This window comes from Arthrobacter koreensis (assembly GCF_009193255.1).
GTDB classification, from domain to species: Bacteria; Actinomycetota; Actinomycetes; order Actinomycetales; family Micrococcaceae; genus Arthrobacter_B; species Arthrobacter_B koreensis.
In genome coordinates, this window is the sequence record NZ_WACG01000005.1 from 260,901 (window position 1) to 276,557 (window position 15,657).

The 15,657-nt window shown below is 66.5% G+C and carries 16 protein-coding genes; 7 read left to right on the top strand and 9 right to left on the bottom strand.

Annotated elements, in window-relative coordinates:
* Positions 1 to 7: 7 nt before the first annotated feature.
* Complete coding sequence (locus tag GD628_RS11910; protein WP_226802510.1) at positions 8 to 1,051, top strand: amidohydrolase family protein; 1,044 nt, start codon at positions 8 to 10, stop codon at positions 1,049 to 1,051.
* Positions 1,048 to 1,815, top strand: coding sequence for a glucosamine-6-phosphate deaminase (locus tag GD628_RS11915; protein WP_152274841.1), 768 nt, complete (start codon positions 1,048 to 1,050; stop codon positions 1,813 to 1,815). The genes GD628_RS11910 and GD628_RS11915 overlap by 4 nt, the downstream gene beginning before the upstream one ends.
* Positions 1,816 to 1,840: 25 nt before the next feature.
* Here GD628_RS11915 and GD628_RS11920 read toward each other — a convergent pair whose 3' ends face one another.
* A complete protein-coding gene (locus GD628_RS11920; RefSeq protein WP_152274842.1) occupies positions 1,841 to 2,218 on the bottom strand; it encodes a VOC family protein in 378 nt (125 codons plus the stop codon).
* Positions 2,219 to 2,332: 114 nt separating this feature from the next.
* Between GD628_RS11920 and GD628_RS11925 the strand changes: the two genes are divergently transcribed.
* Genes GD628_RS11925 through GD628_RS11935 form a run of 3 tightly spaced genes read left to right on the top strand, consistent with a single transcriptional unit; the run spans position 2,333 to position 4,808 of the window.
* Positions 2,333 to 3,199, top strand: coding sequence for an aldo/keto reductase (locus GD628_RS11925; RefSeq protein WP_152274843.1), 867 nt, complete (start codon positions 2,333 to 2,335; stop codon positions 3,197 to 3,199).
* Between the two features lie 44 nt (positions 3,200 to 3,243).
* Positions 3,244 to 3,945 (top strand): type 1 glutamine amidotransferase domain-containing protein, encoded by a 702-nt coding sequence (locus tag GD628_RS11930; RefSeq protein WP_091607185.1) that lies wholly within the window; start codon positions 3,244 to 3,246, stop codon positions 3,943 to 3,945.
* A 20-nt stretch (positions 3,946 to 3,965) separates the two neighbouring features.
* Positions 3,966 to 4,808, top strand: a complete 843-nt coding sequence (locus GD628_RS11935; RefSeq protein WP_152274844.1) for an SDR family oxidoreductase — start codon at positions 3,966 to 3,968, stop codon at positions 4,806 to 4,808.
* Positions 4,809 to 4,834: 26 nt separating this feature from the next.
* Here GD628_RS11935 and GD628_RS11940 read toward each other — a convergent pair whose 3' ends face one another.
* The 5 genes from GD628_RS11940 to GD628_RS11960 form a co-directional block, all read right to left on the bottom strand.
* Positions 4,835 to 6,307: an amidase gene (locus GD628_RS11940; RefSeq protein ID WP_152274845.1), complete on the bottom strand. Its 1,473-nt coding sequence runs from the start codon at positions 6,305 to 6,307 to the stop codon at positions 4,835 to 4,837.
* Positions 6,304 to 7,563, bottom strand: coding sequence for a M20 family metallo-hydrolase (locus GD628_RS11945; RefSeq protein ID WP_091607192.1), 1,260 nt, complete (start codon positions 7,561 to 7,563; stop codon positions 6,304 to 6,306). The genes GD628_RS11940 and GD628_RS11945 overlap by 4 nt, the downstream gene beginning before the upstream one ends.
* Positions 7,564 to 7,616: 53 nt before the next feature.
* Positions 7,617 to 8,960: an MFS transporter gene (locus GD628_RS11950; RefSeq protein WP_091607196.1), complete on the bottom strand. Its 1,344-nt coding sequence runs from the start codon at positions 8,958 to 8,960 to the stop codon at positions 7,617 to 7,619.
* A 330-nt stretch (positions 8,961 to 9,290) separates the two neighbouring features.
* Positions 9,291 to 10,205, bottom strand: a complete 915-nt coding sequence (locus GD628_RS11955) for a LysR family transcriptional regulator (protein ID WP_152274846.1) — start codon at positions 10,203 to 10,205, stop codon at positions 9,291 to 9,293.
* A 130-nt stretch (positions 10,206 to 10,335) separates the two neighbouring features.
* Entirely contained in the window at positions 10,336 to 11,022 is a 687-nt protein-coding gene (locus GD628_RS11960) for a DUF2848 domain-containing protein (RefSeq protein WP_152274847.1), read from the bottom strand.
* 139 nt (positions 11,023 to 11,161) lie between these two features.
* On the opposite strand from GD628_RS11960, the gene GD628_RS11965 reads away from it, so the two are divergent.
* Positions 11,162 to 12,520, top strand: coding sequence for an MFS transporter (locus tag GD628_RS11965; protein ID WP_226802511.1), 1,359 nt, complete (start codon positions 11,162 to 11,164; stop codon positions 12,518 to 12,520).
* Here the strand turns inward: GD628_RS11965 and GD628_RS11970 are convergent.
* A complete protein-coding gene (locus GD628_RS11970) occupies positions 12,517 to 13,173 on the bottom strand; it encodes a GntR family transcriptional regulator (RefSeq protein WP_091607206.1) in 657 nt (218 codons plus the stop codon). The two genes, GD628_RS11965 and GD628_RS11970, sit on opposite strands and share 4 nt — an antisense overlap.
* Before the next feature lie 33 nt (positions 13,174 to 13,206).
* Here GD628_RS11970 and GD628_RS11975 point away from each other — a divergent pair, with 33 nt between their 5' ends.
* Positions 13,207 to 14,010, top strand: a complete 804-nt coding sequence (locus GD628_RS11975; protein ID WP_152274848.1) for a carbon-nitrogen hydrolase family protein — start codon at positions 13,207 to 13,209, stop codon at positions 14,008 to 14,010.
* A gap of 66 nt (positions 14,011 to 14,076) precedes the next feature.
* Here GD628_RS11975 and GD628_RS11980 read toward each other — a convergent pair whose 3' ends face one another.
* Positions 14,077 to 14,532 carry a DUF3817 domain-containing protein gene (locus GD628_RS11980; protein WP_091607211.1) on the bottom strand — a complete coding sequence of 152 codons (456 nt, stop codon included), beginning with the start codon at positions 14,530 to 14,532 and terminating at the stop codon, positions 14,077 to 14,079.
* A 93-nt stretch (positions 14,533 to 14,625) separates the two neighbouring features.
* Positions 14,626 to 15,546: a DUF5996 family protein gene (locus tag GD628_RS11985; protein WP_152274849.1), complete on the bottom strand. Its 921-nt coding sequence runs from the start codon at positions 15,544 to 15,546 to the stop codon at positions 14,626 to 14,628.
* Between the last annotated feature and the right edge of the window lie 111 nt (positions 15,547 to 15,657).

Consider the following 15,657-nt stretch of genomic DNA (forward strand, 5'->3'; position numbering starts at 1 on the left):
AGGAACCGTGCACGTCTCCCGGATCGGGAACCGCCCTGTGGTGCAGGGCCTGTCAATCATCGACTTCCATCTGCATTTCCGGATGCCGTTCGATCCGCTGACCCGGCAGCTGTCCGGCGGCCAGTTCGCGTGCGAGGAAACCAGCCCCGCCGCCGCGGAGCGGGCCGCCAAGGTGGCCGGCATGTCAGCGCAGTGGCGGCGCAGCTGGGACTTCGCAGACCCGGAAAGCGCCGCCCAGGACGCCGGGTGGGAAGCGGAAGCCGAGCGCTGGACCGCTGAACTGGACCAGCACCACATTGAACACGCGGCATTTGTCACCGCCGGCGGGAATCGGGAAATGGCTGCCCTGGTGGAACGTGGTGCCGGGCGTTTCCTGGGCCTGGCCGCCATGGCCGATCCTTTCGCGCCGGGTGCAGTGGAGGAATTCCGCCGGGCGGTCCGCGACGACGGACTGCGCGGCCTGAAGCTGTTCGCCCCGCTGATGTCCTCCCGGATCGACGATCCCGCTGCGGATCCGCTCTGGCGTGTTGCGGCGGAGTACCAGGTGCCCGTGCTGATCCACTTTGGGCACTGCGGCTCCGCCGGCGGGATTGCGCACAACGCGATGATTGAACCCGCGTGGCTGGAGGCTGTGGCCAAACGGCATCCGGACGTGACGTTCGTGGTGCCGCACTTCGGCATCCAGCACGTGCAGCAGGTGCTGTTCCTGATGTGGGCCTGCCCCAACGTACTGGTTGACACTTCCGGCTCAAACCAGTGGGTCCGGTTCATGGCCCAGAAGCTCACCCTCGAGAACCTTTTCCGCCGGTTCTACGAGACCCATGGGCCGGAACGGATTGTCTTCGGCACCGACTCGTCCTGGTTCCCCCGAGGCTATGCCCGGCGCTACCTGGTGGACCAGCTGCGGATCTGCTGGGAAATGGGCATGCCCGCAGCTGACGTGCAGAAGATCTTCGGGGCCAACGCCGCCGGCCTGCTCGGCCTGGCGGACTGGACGCCGGCTGACCCGGAGCTGGCACGCGCGCTTGCCCGGGAAGGAACCCGGGCATGAGCGTGCAGGTCCTGGTTGCCGCCTCCGCCCTGGACCAGGGCGTGGCCGCTGCGGATGCCGTCCTGGAACGGCTGGCTGCACGTGCCCGTCCAGTCCTCGGCATTGCCACCGGTTCCTCCCCGCTGCCGCTGTATGAGCAGCTGGCCCGGCGGGCACGGGAGCTGCCGCAGCTGCGCGGATTCGCGCTGGACGAATACCTCGGCCTGCCCGCGGGCCACCCGCAGAGCTACCGAGAGGTGGTGCGCCGGGAAGTCGTTGAGCCGCTGGGCCTGGACCCGGCCCGGATCCACGTGCCCGACGGCGGCGCCCCTGACCCGGAGCACGCAGCAGCCGCCTACGAGGAGCTCATCACGGCCGCGGGCGGCATTGACGTGCAGGTCCTGGGCATCGGCGGCAACGGGCACCTGGCCTTCAACGAACCCGGCTCGGCGCTGGATTCCCGCACGCGCGTGGTCGAGCTGACAGCCGGCACCCGGGAAGCGAACGCCCGCTTCTTCCCCTCACCCGGTGACGTTCCGACGCACGCGCTGACGCAGGGACTGGGCACCATCCGGGAAGCACGGTCCCTGGTGCTGCTGGCCTCCGGTCCGCAGAAAGCGGACGCGATTGCCGCCGCGCTGACCGGTCCGGTGACGCCGGAGATGCCGGCGTCACTCCTGCAGCTGCACCCGGATGTGACCGTGCTGCTTACCGGCGGGGCCGAGGCCGGACTGGACCCGGAGAGTTACCGCCGGGTGCGGGAAAACAGTACCGCCGGACGCTGACCGCTCCGCTTCCGGTCCTGCGCGCCTACCCTGCGGGCCGGGCCGGAAGCTCCTGCAGCGACCACTGGTTGCCGTCCGGGTCGCTGAAGTAGACAAAGGTTCCCCATTCAAGCGGCGTCACCTCGCTGACCCCTGCCACGCCGCCGTCGAGCAGGTGCCGGCGGGCTTCGACGGCACTGGGCACCACTATCTGGATCCGCTGGGTGCCGGGAAGCATGTCCGTAGTTCCCTCACCGATCACCACGGAACAGGCCGAACCCGGCGGTGTGAGCTGCACGAACCGCAGGGATTCATCCACTCGCTGGTCATGGTCGGCAGCAAAACCGACCTGGTTCACGTAGAAGTGTTTCGCGGCGTCGACGTCGGACACCGGCACGGGAACAAGCTCTATTTTCCAGTCCATGCGCAGGAACATACGCCCCGGCGCGAACCCAAAAAACACCTGCCCGGACAGCTTCGGTCCGCATTTGCCACGCAAAAAGGAATAAGCCTGCTTAGTATTGGGTTGTACCCCGACATGACTGAGCAGAGGAACAACACCTTGTCCGCAACCATCGACTTGAAGGACCTGGGCACCGTGAACCGGCTTGGCTTCGGTGCCATGCGCATCGTTGGCCCCGGCGTCTGGGGCGAGCCCGAAAGCCGCGGCACCGCCGTCGAGGTGGTGCGCCGCGCCGTCGAACTCGGCGTCGACTTCATCGACACCGCAGACTCCTACGGCCCCAACATCAGCGAAGAAATCATTGCCGAAGCGCTCTACCCCTATCCGGACGGACTGAAGATCGGCACCAAGGCCGGGTTCGTGCGCACCGGCCCGGACGAATGGATTCCGCTGGGACGCCCCGAGTACCTCCGCCAGCAGGCCGAGCTGAGCCTGCGCAAGCTGAAGGTGGATTCCCTGGACCTGCTGCAGCTGCACCGCATCGACCCGACTGTGGACGCCGAGGAGCAGTTCGGCGTCCTGGCCGACCTGCAGAAGGAAGGCAAGGTGAAGGCGCTGGGATTGTCCCAGGTCAGCGTTGAACAGCTGGAAGCAGCCGGCAGGCATTTCACCGTCTCCACCGTGCAGAACCGCTACAACCTCACGGACCGCTCTTCCGAGGACGTGCTTGAGTACGCCACTGCCAACGGAATCGGGTTCATCCCCTGGGCCCCTATTTCGGCCGGCGAACTGGCCCAGCCGGGAGGAGTGCTGGACGACGCCGCCCGGAAGCTCGGTGCCAGCACCTCCCAGGTAGCCCTGGCGTGGCTCCTGAAGCGCTCACCGGTCATGATGCCCATTCCCGGCACCGGATCGGTGGCCCACCTCGAAGAGAACCTGGACGCCCGGGACCTGGTGCTGGACGACGAGACCTTCGAAGCGATCGACGCCGCGGCCCGCTAGCTCCGCCTCCCCAGCGCTATCCCATCCCCAAAGGAAGGACCCCCATGAACAACATCCTGATGGTTGTCTCCGCCGCTGATTCCCTCACCATGAAGGACGGCTCCGAACACCCCACCGGCTTCTGGGCCGAGGAACTGGTCGAAGCCCACCGCACCCTGGCTGAAGCCGGCCACCGCATCACCTTCGCCACCCCCGGCGCCAAGGCTCCCACAGTGGATGCGATCAGCCTGCAGCCGGACCAGGCCGGTGGAGAGGAAAAGGCGGCCCGCCTGAAGTCCTATCTGGAGGAGCTGCGTCCGGAACTGGAGGCGCCCATGGCACTCGCCGACGTCGCACCCCTTGAATACGACGCCGTCGTCATCCCGGGTGGCCACGGTCCCATGGCGGACCTGGCCACCGACTGGGACATGGGACGGATCCTGATTGCAGCGAATGACGCCGGCATGCTCATCGCCCCGTTCTGCCACGGCCCGGCAGCGCTGCTCAGCGCCGAAACCCCGGAAACCGGGTTCGCGTTCTCCGGCCGCCGGCTCACCGTCTTCACCAACGAAGAGGAGCTGAACGGCGGCACCGGGGAGAACACTCCCTGGATGGTCGCTGACGCGCTGGCCGAGAAGGGCGCACTTGTGGAGTCCGGGCCTGCGTGGGAAAGCTTCGTGGTCACCGACGGCAACCTGGTCACCGGGCAGAACCCGCAGTCCAGCGTCGACGTGGCCCGCCAGGTCCTCGCCTCACTGCCCGACTAGATCTTTGGCAGACTAAAGCCATGACTGTCCTGATTACCGGCTGCGGTGACCTGGGCACGGAAGCCGGCCTGCGGTTCGCCGCGGCCGGCTTTTCCGTGTTGGGCTGGCGCCGTTCCGCCGAGAAGATTCCCGCTCCCCTGACTGGCCAGGCCGCCGACCTGACCGGCTCGCTGCCGACCATCCCGGCGGATACCGAAGTCGTCGTGATTTCAACGGCGGCCCGGGAACGCTCCGAAGCCGCGTACCGCTCCGCCTACGTGGACGGGACCGCCAATGTGCTGGACGCCCTGGACCGGGACGGCGTGCATCCGCGCCGGATCCTCTTCGTGTCCTCCACCGCGGTCTACGGCGACGCCGGCGGCGGCTGGCTGGATGAAGACTCCCCCACCGCTCCGGCGTCAGTGACCGGCGCCGTCATCCGCGAAGCCGAGGACCTGCTGCACTCGCGCCGGCCGGATGCGGTGGTGCTTCGGCTGGCTGGAATCTACGGCCCGGGGCGCACCCGGCTGATCGACCAGGTCCGGTCCGGAACGGCGGATCCCGGGCAGGGACAGCTGACCAACCGGATCCACCGCGATGACGCCGCCGCGGCGATCGTGCACCTGACCACCGCCGTTGCTGACCCCGCGCCCCTCTGTCTCGGGGTGGACAACGAACCCGTGGAGAAGCGGGAGGTACTCCGCTTCCTGGCCGCTGAACTGGGTACGGAACTGGGGCCGGAAGAGCCGTCGAACTCCTCGCGCGGCGGCAACCGGCGCCTGTCCAACACCCGGCTGCTTTCCACCGGATTCGAGTTCAGCTACCCCACCTTCCGGGAAGGCTACCGCGCGGTGCTTGCCGGGGACGGCGTGCGGCACGGCTGAACTTGTGGGGCGGGTCCGGCGCCGCGCTACAGCTCCGGGTACCGCCCCGCCCAGGGACGCAGCACCTCGATGGCAGCACCGAGGCGGAAGACGGGTTCCTCCGCAAACGGGTGGCCCACCACCTGCACACCGGTAGGGACGCCGTCGGCACCGAATCCGGACGGCACGGCCAGGACCGGACAGCGGTTGGTGATGTTGAACGGAGCCGTCAGGTGGCCTTCCCAGTAGTGCTGCAGCGTCCGCCCGGCCACCGAAATCCCGTCCAGGTAGTCCCCGTCCGCAGCCAGTGAACCGGCTCCCGAGGTGGGGCAGAGCAGCACATCGAAACCGGCCATTGCCGTTGCCAGCTCCGCCTGGATCCTGGCCTCGGCAGCGAGTCCCTCAACCAGGGTTGTTCGTTCCGCGGCGGCGCGGGCATCCGCCATGAACCGGCGCGTGTAGGAGGCCAGCTGCTCCTGGTCCCCGGCGGTGGCCTCCTCCATGGCAGGTCCCAGGATGTGGCCAAAGTGGGTGAAGATGGCCTCCCGGATACCGGCAGTGGTCCACGGCAGCTCAACTTCTTCCACCACGGCACCGGCCCCCTGCAGCGCTGCGGCAACGGCCCGGGTGTTGGCTTCGACCGCGGCATCCAGCGGATAGTCGCCCAGCCGCAGGCACAGTGCCACGCGCACCCCGGCCAGCTCGCCGGCGTCGGGATAGCGCAGCGGCAGCACGCCCGGACCGCCGAAGGAGGCGTGGTCCGCCGGGTGGCGGCCGGACATCACGTTGGCCAGCAGGGCAGTGTCCGCAACCGTGCGTGCCATGGGTCCGTCGCCCCGGTACCAATCGGCGGAGAGCGGAGCCTGTCCGGGGATCCTGCCGTAGGGCGCCTTGTATCCAACAGTTCCGGTGAACGCCGCCGGCAGGCGGGTTGATCCCGCGATGTCCGACGCCGTTGCCAGCGGCGCCAGGCCCGCGGCCAGGGCCGCTCCCGCACCGCCGGATGAGCCGCCGGGTGAGCGGTCCAGGTTCCAGGGATTGCGGGTAACGCCCCACATGGGACTGTGCGTCACGGTGGCGCAGCTGAACTCCGGAGACGTAGTGCGGGCGTGCACTATGCCGCCGGCAGCCCGGATGCGCGCCACCACGGGATGGTCCGCCGCGGCTACCGTACCGGCATGGGCGAGCAGGCCCTGCGAGAGGCTGCGCCCGGCCAGGGCGTGCTTCTCCTTGGTCGCCACGGGCAACCCCAGCAGCGGACGCTCCCCTGTGTCACCGCTGCGGTACGCCGCTTCGGCTTCCCGCGCCTGCACCATGGCGTCGTCGAACAGGGTTTCCGTCAGGGCATTCACTGCCGGATTCGCGGTCTCCGTCCGCTCCGCGACCGCCGTCAGCAGTTCAACGGGCGAGAGGGTCCCGGAACGGAACAGCTCCAGCGCGGAAACAGCGTCCAGGTAATGCAGCGGCGCGTTCCCTGCGACACGTGCAGCGAGGTCTTCGCCGGTCACCGGCGTGCTCATGCTGCCGGACCCGTGGCCTGGTCCGTCAGGGCACCGTGGATCAGCTTCCAGCCCAGTTCGGTGAGGGCGTCCAGGCCGGCAACCATGTCCTCGTCCGTGGTGAACTCCCGTTCGCAGTGGGACACCCCGTCAACGGAGGGAATGAACATCATCACCGTGGGGGCGATGCGGTTCAGCGCCACGGAGTCGTGGCCGGCCATGGTCTGGATCCGGCGGATGCCGAGGCCCAGCTCCGCTGCCACCTTCTCGGCCAGCTCCAGCCCCTCCTCCGGGTAGTACTGGATGCCGCGGATGTCGAAGTCGTTCACGTTGATGGTGATGTCGTGTTCGCGGGCAATGGCGTCGATGTCAGCGAGGAGGGACGCACGCGCTTCGGCCACGATCTCCGGTGAGGCCGAGCGCAGGTCCGCCACCAGATGGACGCGGCGGGCGACGACGATCGGTGAGTTCGGCTCCAGGGTCATCCGCCCCACCGAGGACACCAGTGCTTCATCGGCGAACTTCTTCGTCACGTCGTGGACGAGCAGCACCACCTTGGAGGCTGCCACCAGGGCATCGTGCCGGTCCGCCATGGCAGTGGCTCCGGTGTGCGACTGTTCGCCAAGCACCTCAATGTCCAGTTTCTGGGTGTACCAGGAATAGTCGACGGCACCCAGCGGCAGCTGCTCGCGTTCCAGGATGCGGCCCTGCTCAATGTGGATTTCCGCGTAGCTGGCCACCTCCGGCCGTGGATCAGTGCCGAGGTACCCGATTCCGGACAGGGCCTCCCGGACAGAAATCCCAGCGAGGTCACGGACCTCCAGCATGGCTTCTTCATCCATGAGCCCCGCGAACACGGAGCTGCCCATGATGGACGGCGCGAACCGCCCGCCTTCCTCGTTGAACCAGTTCACGACAGCCAGGTTGAAAACCGGCGTGCCGCCTGCGGCCTGCAGGCGTTCGGTGATCCGGGAGGCGGCGTGCAGGCCGGCAATCACTCCGTACGCGCCGTCGAACCGCCCGCCCAGCGGCTGGCTGTCCAGGTGCGAGCCGACCAGGACGTACGGTGCGCCGGGAACCAGCTCGATCAGCGCAAACATGTTGCCGATGCTGTCCACCCGCACCTCCCACCCGCGGGTCTCGGCATAGGTGGCAAACCAGTCCCTGGTCTGCTTGTCTTCAGCGGTGGCTGCTTGCCGGTCGACGCCGTTGGCTGCGGTGGCGCCGATGGCGGCGACGTCGTGGAAGTCCTTCAGGAAGGCCTGGGGTGAAGTCATGGTTCTTTCCTTTGAGTCAGGCGGGCTGGTCCGTGCGGCTGCACCGGACGGTGCTAGCCCATGCGGCCGCGGGTTTCCGGCACTTTGGTGAGGGTGAGGAGCAGCAGCACGATCACGGCTGCGGCACTCATGTAGAAGCCCGGTGAGTACGCCACGTCCGTCGCTGCCACCAGTGCGGTGCCCACGAACGGTGCGGTGCCGCCGAAGATGGCGTAGGCGACGTTGTAGCTGATGGCTGCGGAAGTGAAGCGGGTCTTGGTGGTGAAGATTTCCACGAAGAAGGTGTAGCAGCCGCCGCCGTAGATGCAGAGCGGAATGACGAAGAGCAGCTGGCCCAGGATGGCCAGTCCCAGCACGCCGCTGGTAACCAGCATGAAGCAGGGAACCGCGAAGACGGCCAGTGCGGCAGAGCCGGCAATCAGCATGGGCTTGCGGCCAACCTTGTCGCCGATGATTCCGCCCAGCGGCAGCAGGATTGCGTAGAACGCCATGGCCGCGGCGTTGGCCAGCAATGACTGGTCGCGGCTGAGGTTGCCGGTGGTCTGGACGTAGGAGACGAAGTAGCCGGAGAGGAAGTAGAAGCCCATGGCGGTCAGGCCCATCACGAAGATGACCTGCAGCATGCGGACCTTGTTGGTGCGGAAGGTCTCGCGGATGGGGCTGTATTCCTTGGTCTGGTTCTTGGCCAGGACTGCCTTGAAGACTTCGCTTTCCTCGGTCTTGGCGCGGATCCACAGGCCGAAGAGGGACAGCGGCAGTGCCAGCAGGAACGGGATGCGCCAGCCCCAGCTCTGGAAGTCGGCGTCGCTCATGGACTGGCTGAGGATCAGGATCAGCGTTCCGGCCACCACGGAGGGCAGCGCGGTGGCAGCGAGGGTGATGTTGAGCCAGAAGCCGCGGCGGTTCGCCGGCGCGTGTTCGAAGACGAACGACGGCGCGCCCACCGATTCGCCGCCGGCCGAGAAGCCCTGCACCAGCCGGCACAGCACCAGCAGGGCCGGTGCCAGCGCGCCGATGGTTGCATAGGTTGGCAGCAGGCCGATTGCGGCCGTTGCGGCACCAATTGAAACCAGCGTGATGTACAGGACGCGGCGCCGGCCGATCCGGTCTCCCAGCGCGCCGAAGAACAGTCCGCCCAGCGGCCGGATGAGGAAGGCGACGCCAAAGGTTGCAAAGGTGGAGAGCAGGCCAATGAAGGCGCTTTCGCTGGGGAAGAAGAGCTGGGACAGCACGACGGCGGAGAGGCCGTAAAGCGCGAAGTCGTAGAACTCGATGAACTGGCCAACGCTGCCGCCGGCCAGGACACGCTTCTGCATGCCTGTGATGCGGGGCTTGGCACCTTCCGCCGGAGCGGACTGGACACTGGTGTCGTGCGGAGTCACTTCGTTCGTAGTCATGGGAGCCACCGTACGCACACCGGGTTTTGGCCCCGTTGCCCGCCGTTTCGGGCACGTAACGTCTGCTGAGGACTTGTGTCGGCAGCGTTTCCCGCGGCCCGTCCGTGGCCCGCAGGCTGCGTAACGCCGCGGAAACGTGATTCTGAACTGTTCAACTGCACTCCTGGGGGATTCAGTACCGGCTCGGGCCGGCATCTCCGCGACGCTGCGGGGATCCACCGGCCTGCCACCGGCGGGGCAGAGATGATGATGGGTCAACTCTGGTGACCTGCGTCACAGATGTCCAGTTGATGTTTCTGAAGGCTCTCATCGATTTTGACGATGCGAAGACTAGCTGCCCGCTCCGTACAGGCGTCCGCAGACGGCTTCGAAGGCGAGGGCGCGGCGGGTTGGGCGGACTCCGGCCGGGCGGACGAGCATGACTTCGATTCCGGGCAGGTCATCGGTCAGCCGAAGGGGAACCACTCGGCCCCCGGCGTACGTCTGGTCATGGTGCAGCCGCTGGTTCAGCACCGAGTAGCCGTGTCCCCGGGCGACGAAGGAACGCACCGTCTCGTAGCCGGAAGCGCGGTGGCGGATCTTGGGGCGCACTCCGGCGGCCGCAAAGAGGCTCATGAAGTATTCGCGGGTGTGCGGCAGGTCCAGCAGGATCAGCGGTTCGTCTTCGAACTGGGCCAGGGACACTTCGCCGTCCGGACTGGCGGCCAGGGGATGGTCTTCCGCGACGATCACGTGGGCGGAGATCCGCTCCACGACCTTCGTGGTGAAGCCTTCATCCAGTCCGAGGCCGTACATCAGGGCGAGTTCGCATTCGCCTTCCAGCAGCGAACGGCGCAGGTATTCCTGGTCTCCCTCGAGGAATGAAAGCTGCACCCCGGGGTGGGCGGTTTCGAAGGCCTGCAGGATTACCGGGGCCCGGAAAGGTGCCAGCGGAGCAAAGACTCCCACGCGCAGTTCACCCGTGAGTGCATCCGAGTAGCCGCGGGCAGCTTCGTAGAGCGCGTCGGCTTCTTCGAGGAAGGGCGCCAGGTCCTTCGCGAATTGCCTGCCCGCCGCGGTCAGCTGCATTCCCCGCTGCCGTCCGCGGATAAAGAGCTGCACGTCGAGGTCCTTCTCCAGCTGTGAGACCGCGGCGGAGAGCGCCGACTGGGTGACATTGAGTTCGCGCGACGCGGCAGTCATGCTCTCCGCTGCTGCCACGGCCGAGAAGTAGCGCAGCTGCACCAGGGTAAACGGTTTGGCCATGTGCCCATCCTGCCAGTCCAGCTGCGCGCGGCGCCGTGCATGACGCCGCCAGATGGCATCTGCGCTTTGGCGCCCGCGGGCCGGGCATGGCCGGTAGCCGCAGCTGCAGGCCATGCCCCGCTAGCGGCAATTAGCCGATCGGTTCAGCCATCTGACGCACGCCGTAGCCCAGCGAAAGGGTTTCGCCGGTGACCGGGTCAGACATCTCGACCTTCCAGCTGCGGGCGAACTGATCCACTCCGTGCAGCATGGCAACGGTCCCGGAAATCAGGACGGTCCCGGGCTTGTCCAGCCCGCGCTCGGCCAGGATGTCCAGCCAGTAGTCGGGCGTCAGCAGGGCTGCGAGCGAGCTGTCCTGGATCAGCGTGTCCGGCACCTCGCCGGCACCAACCCATGCCTTCAGCGTGATGTCGTCCAGGTGGCCGCGGACGTCATCCAGCCGCCAGGCCCGGCGGCCCAGGACGTCGGGGCTGGCATTCTTGCTCCAGGCCACGCCGTGGACTTCCAGCTCACGGTCCGTGTGGTCGCACGCCACGGTCAGCAGCGTTCCAGCGTCGCTGATGACCAGCGCCCATTCCGCTTCACCGGAGGTCTTGCCGTGCTGCACGCTGACTTCGTCAACCTGCTGGGCCAGGTACGGAGAGACTGGGTAAAGGGCCGGAGTCACGGACGGGCCCGGGACACCCAGCTCCGCAAGTTCCTGAATGTGCGCCTGCACTTCGTCCTGTTCACGGCCTGCGTAACCGGCGTTGAGCAGGTGCCGTACGTCTACGGCAACTTCGGTGCCGTCCGGAAGCTCGAATGTCAGCGTTGTCATGTTTTGGCCCTTCGGAAGAGAGTTTTTACAAACCGGAAATGGAAACCCTCGCCAATCTACATCAAGTATGCGTAATGTATACATCGTTCACACAAGTGGCTTGCATCACTCCCGCCCATACCCCGGAGGTCCTACAACCGTGACAACCACCCCCACTCCCGGCGCCAGCCAGCCGCCGCAGACGTCCTCGCCGGATAGACCAGCCGGCCTCTACAAGGCCTTTGCGGCCAGCCTCACGGGCACCGCTCTCGAGTGGTACGACTTCGCGGTCTACTCGGCTGCAGCCGCCGTCGTTTTCCCCATCATCTTCTTCCCCTCATCGGATCCGCTGACGGGAACCATCCTGGCGTTCTCCACCTACGCCGTGGGCTACGTTTCCCGCCCGGTCGGCGGAATCATCTTCGGCCGGCTGGGTGACCGGATCGGTCGGAAAAAGGTCCTGGTTGCCACGCTGATGATCATTGGCGTGGCCACGGTGCTCATCGGAATCCTTCCCGGCTACGCCACCATCGGCATCGCTGCACCGCTCATCCTCGTCCTGCTGCGGTTTGCCCAGGGCGTGGGCGTGGGCGGGGAATGGGGCGGCGCCGTCCTGCTCTCGAGCGAATACGGAGACCCCAAGAAGCGCGGGTTCTGGGCTTCCGCCGCCCAGGTTGGTCCGCCGGCCGGCAACCTGATGGCAAACGGCGCCCTGGCTATCCTCACGGTTGCCATGACTGAGGACGCCTTCATCAGCTACGGCTGGCGCATTGCCTTCCTGTTCTCCGCCGTCCTGGTGGGCTTCGGACTCTGGATCCGCCTCAAGCTGGAGGACACCCCCGTCTTCAAGGCAATCGAAGCCCACGGCGACCGCCCGCAGGCCCCGGTCAAGGAAGTCCTGACCACCCAGCTGCGGCCCCTCATCGCGGCGATCCTGAGCCGTGTTGGACCCGATGTGCTCTACGCGCTCTTCACCGTCTTTACCCTGACGTACGGCATCCAGTTCCTCGGTTACGAGCGCAACCAGGTACTCACTGCCGTCCTGGTCGGTTCTGCCTTCCAGCTCATCACCATTCCGCTGGCGGGAGCCGTTTCGGACCGCATCAACCGCCGGGTGGTCTACGCGGCAGCGGCGATCCTCGGCGCTGCGTGGACCTTCATCTTCTTCGGCATCCTGGGCAGCAATAACCAGGCAATCCTGGTTATCGGCATCGTCCTAGGCCTGACCTGCCACTCATTCATGTACGGCCCGCAGGCCGCGTTCGTCGTCGAGCAGTTCTCCCCGCGGCTCCGTTCCACGGGCAGCTCGCTGGCCTACACGTTTGCCGGCGTCATCGGCGGCGCCATTGCCCCGCTGATGTTCACGCTCCTGCTCAGTGAGTTCGGCAGCTGGGTACCCGTTGCCGCCTATGTTGGCGTAGCAGGCATCCTGACCCTGATCGGCCTCGCACTCGGACGCGACCCGCACAACACCGAGGACGAGGAATACCGGACCATGCTGGAGACAGAAAAGATCTAGCCGCGGAGCAGGAGGCCCAGCGTCACGTCCAGGTGGCGGCTGATGGCCTCCTGCGCCGCGTCGGCGTTCCCTGCGGCCAGCGCGTCGAGGATCTCCTGGTGCTCGCCGCACACCTGCCGCCTGCGGCCGGAGGTCCGGAAGAGCGCTTCAACGCCAACGAGGATCTGCCGGACCTGCAGCTTGGCGTAGGTGCCGGATATCAGCTCATTGCCTACCGCATCCACGAGCAGCTGGTGGAAGGCCGCATCAAGGCGGATGAACTCGCGGGCACTGGCCGCGTCCAGCAGATCCGGGAGGCCGGCCTGCTGCTCGAGCGTAGCCCGCATCGCCTCCTCCGGAACGGTGCCCGCACCAATGGTGTGGACTGCAGCATGGCGTTCCAGCACGCCGCGCAGCTCCATCAGCTCGGAAATCTGCCTGCCGGTGACCGCGGGGACATAAGCTCCGCGCTGCGGGATCAGCTCCACCAGACCGTCCGCCACAAGCAGGAGCAGCGCTTCACGCACGGGCGTCCGTGAGACACCGATTTCAGCCGCCAGCTCCTGCTCATTGAGGAACGTACCCTGGCGTGCAGGGTCCACCAGGATGTTCTCCCGGAGGTAGGAAAAGGCTTTTTCGCGGCTGGACGCAGCGGTCCCCGTGGTTTTAGGCATACATTATGTATACAACAAGGAAAGGGGAATCCCATGCGCATCGCGCTTGCCCAAGTTATCAGCAGTTCAGATCCATCCTCCAACCTTGACCTCGTCCGCGACTACGCGGGCCGGGCGAAGGCGGCCGGTGCCGAGCTGGTTGTCTTCCCCGAAGCTGCCATGTGCGCATTCGGGAATCCCCTCGGGTCCGTCGCGGAGCCGCTGGACGGACCCTGGGCTTCCACGGTCCGGCAGATTGCCGCGGATCTCGGCATCACCATTGTGGCCGGCATGTTCACCCCCGGCAGCGGCGGCCGGGTCCGCAACACCCTGCTGGTCACGGGTCCGGGGACCGAGACTTCCTACGACAAGATCCACCTCTTCGACGCCTTCGGCTTCGCCGAGTCCGACGCCGTGGACGGCGGGGACGCGCCGGTAACCTTCAGCCTCGGCGGCATGACCTTCGGACTGGCAACCTGCTACGACGTCCGTTTCCCGGCCCTGTTTACCGCCAATGCGCGCGCCGGTGCTGACGTAAACATTGTGTGCGCCTCATGGGGCGCCGGGCCGGGAAAGACGGAGCAGTGGGACCTGCTCGTCCGGGCACGCGCCCTGGACAGCACCACTTACGTGCTTGCCTGCGGACAGGGCGACCCGGCCTCCCTCGGCCGGCCCCTGGAAGGAACCGCACCCACCGGCGTCGGGCACAGCGCCGTCGTGTCACCGCTGGGTGAGGAACTGGCCGCGCTCGGCGAGGCGCCTGGACTGGCTGTCCTCGACCTGGATCCGAAGCTTGTAGCCCAGGTCCGCGAGCGCCTTCCGGTGCTGGCCAATGCGAAGGATTTCGCCGCGGCCTAGCGTATGCAAAAAACGCACCGGTGGCTCCCCCCATGGGAGCCACCGGTGCGTTTTCTTTTACCGCTCTTAGCCCTTCGGGATGGGCGGGCCCAGGTAAAGAAGGATCGAAAAGACGACGGCGACTCCGGCGACGGCAACAAGGGCAGCTGCCGCGGGACGGCGCAGCACCAGGGCCTGGACCTTGTCCACGAAGTTCTTCGGCTCCTCGCCGCCCGGGCCCAGGCGCCAGCCGCCGTCGAGCAGTCCACGCTTGTCCAGTGACTTCTCGAACGGAATGGTGGCCCAGGGAACGACCGCGAGCGCAACACCCAGCACACCGGTGGCTGCGGACCACTTCTGGTTGACCCATACGAATACGGTCACTGCGGCGTAGGAGAGGAAGACGAAGCCGTGCAGTCCGCCGGCAACGGGAGTGAACACTTCGTTGCCGAAGGCGTACTTGGCCACCAGGGCCGCGATCAGGAGAGTCCACGTCACGGCTTCGGCGAACGCCAGGGTGGTGAACAGTTTGCGTGGAGTCATGGAACAGGGCCGCCTTCCGAAGGGGGTTTGCCAACATTATGTCAGCGTGCCCGCGGACGGCCCTAATCGGGGAAGCGGGGTTGCCTGCGGAGCCTACCGATGAGCCGACGCCGGGTAAGTCAGCGGTTCGATAATCCATTCCAGGTCCGCCCAGCGGTCCATGCGCTGCACAATTTCAAAGCTCGACTGGCACATGTCCACCACCGCCTGTTCCGGATCCGGATAGGAGAAGGCATCCTCCAGGGTGAGGATGAACTCGCTCATCTGCGGCCGGAACTCCGCGCGGTCCGGCTTCAGCATTGATGCGTAGCTTTCGATGCCGGAGAAGAACGGATATGGCATGCCGAAGAACGCAGGCTGGGACATCTTCACGTCCCCGGGCCAGAAGCCGTACTCCACGAACTTTTCATCGAAGCAGTTCACGCCCACCACATCGGTGCCGCTGTAGGGTGCGGCCTGTCCGGCGAACACCGAACCGGAGAGGTCCATGGTGCCGAACCAGAACTCCGGCATATCCACCTTGCCGCGGAACGGCGAGAGGAACCGGGACAGGCAGCGGTAGGCGAAGTGCAGGTTCTCCAAGTAGGCCTCAACCGCATGCCGGTCCCAGGAGTGGTGCTTGGTGTCCTCATCGAACGGCGTCTGGTCGTAGAACTCCTGCGGCGTGGTGTTGATCTCCGTTGGCGCCCCAATGTAGTCCAGTGCGGCCATGAGCTGCGAGTGGAACTCGGCCACGCTCAATCCGTCCCCGAGCGGGATCCGTGACTTGCCGCCGTCGGTATTCTGCACATCCACGTGGTGCCGGCGCAGGTTGAAGTAGATCTCGAAGCTGAACGCGCCGGCCGGAATGATTCCGGTGCCGATTCCGTCGATGCTCAGCGGCAGCCGGACATGGGCCCACCCCGGCCGCTTGTTGCTGCGTTCAACCTTCACCTTGCCGGCCATCTGCAGGAAGAGGTGCAGGGTGTCTGCCGTGTCCTGCCAGTCGGTGTAATCCAGGATCCGTTTTTCCATGCGTATCGCCTCAGCTCGGGTGGCAGCCAACGGGGGACTCAACAGGGCGGAATGTTCCTCCAGTGTGAAACTCCGCCCTTCCCCGGTCAACGCTTCCCGCCCCCTCCCCGC

Excerpts from the sequence above, each read along its gene's own strand:
- GD628_RS11915 (WP_152274841.1), top strand. The coding sequence starts at position 1,048 with ATGAGCGTGCAGGTCCTGGTTGCCGCCTCCGCCCTGGACCAGGGCGTG.
- GD628_RS11920 (WP_152274842.1), bottom strand. The coding sequence starts at position 2,218 with ATGGACTGGAAAATAGAGCTTGTTCCCGTGCCGGTGTCCGACGTCGAC.
- GD628_RS11925 (WP_152274843.1), top strand. The coding sequence starts at position 2,333 with ATGACTGAGCAGAGGAACAACACCTTGTCCGCAACCATCGACTTGAAG.
- GD628_RS11930 (WP_091607185.1), top strand. The coding sequence starts at position 3,244 with ATGAACAACATCCTGATGGTTGTCTCCGCCGCTGATTCCCTCACCATG.
- GD628_RS11935 (WP_152274844.1), top strand. The coding sequence starts at position 3,966 with ATGACTGTCCTGATTACCGGCTGCGGTGACCTGGGCACGGAAGCCGGC.
- GD628_RS11940 (WP_152274845.1), bottom strand. The coding sequence starts at position 6,307 with ATGAGCACGCCGGTGACCGGCGAAGACCTCGCTGCACGTGTCGCAGGG.
- GD628_RS11945 (WP_091607192.1), bottom strand. The coding sequence starts at position 7,563 with ATGACTTCACCCCAGGCCTTCCTGAAGGACTTCCACGACGTCGCCGCC.
- GD628_RS11950 (WP_091607196.1), bottom strand. The coding sequence starts at position 8,960 with ATGACTACGAACGAAGTGACTCCGCACGACACCAGTGTCCAGTCCGCT.
- GD628_RS11955 (WP_152274846.1), bottom strand. The coding sequence starts at position 10,205 with ATGGCCAAACCGTTTACCCTGGTGCAGCTGCGCTACTTCTCGGCCGTG.
- GD628_RS11960 (WP_152274847.1), bottom strand. The coding sequence starts at position 11,022 with ATGACAACGCTGACATTCGAGCTTCCGGACGGCACCGAAGTTGCCGTA.
- GD628_RS11970 (WP_091607206.1), bottom strand. The coding sequence starts at position 13,173 with ATGCCTAAAACCACGGGGACCGCTGCGTCCAGCCGCGAAAAAGCCTTT.
- GD628_RS11975 (WP_152274848.1), top strand. The coding sequence starts at position 13,207 with ATGCGCATCGCGCTTGCCCAAGTTATCAGCAGTTCAGATCCATCCTCC.
- GD628_RS11980 (WP_091607211.1), bottom strand. The coding sequence starts at position 14,532 with ATGACTCCACGCAAACTGTTCACCACCCTGGCGTTCGCCGAAGCCGTG.
- GD628_RS11985 (WP_152274849.1), bottom strand. The coding sequence starts at position 15,546 with ATGGAAAAACGGATCCTGGATTACACCGACTGGCAGGACACGGCAGAC.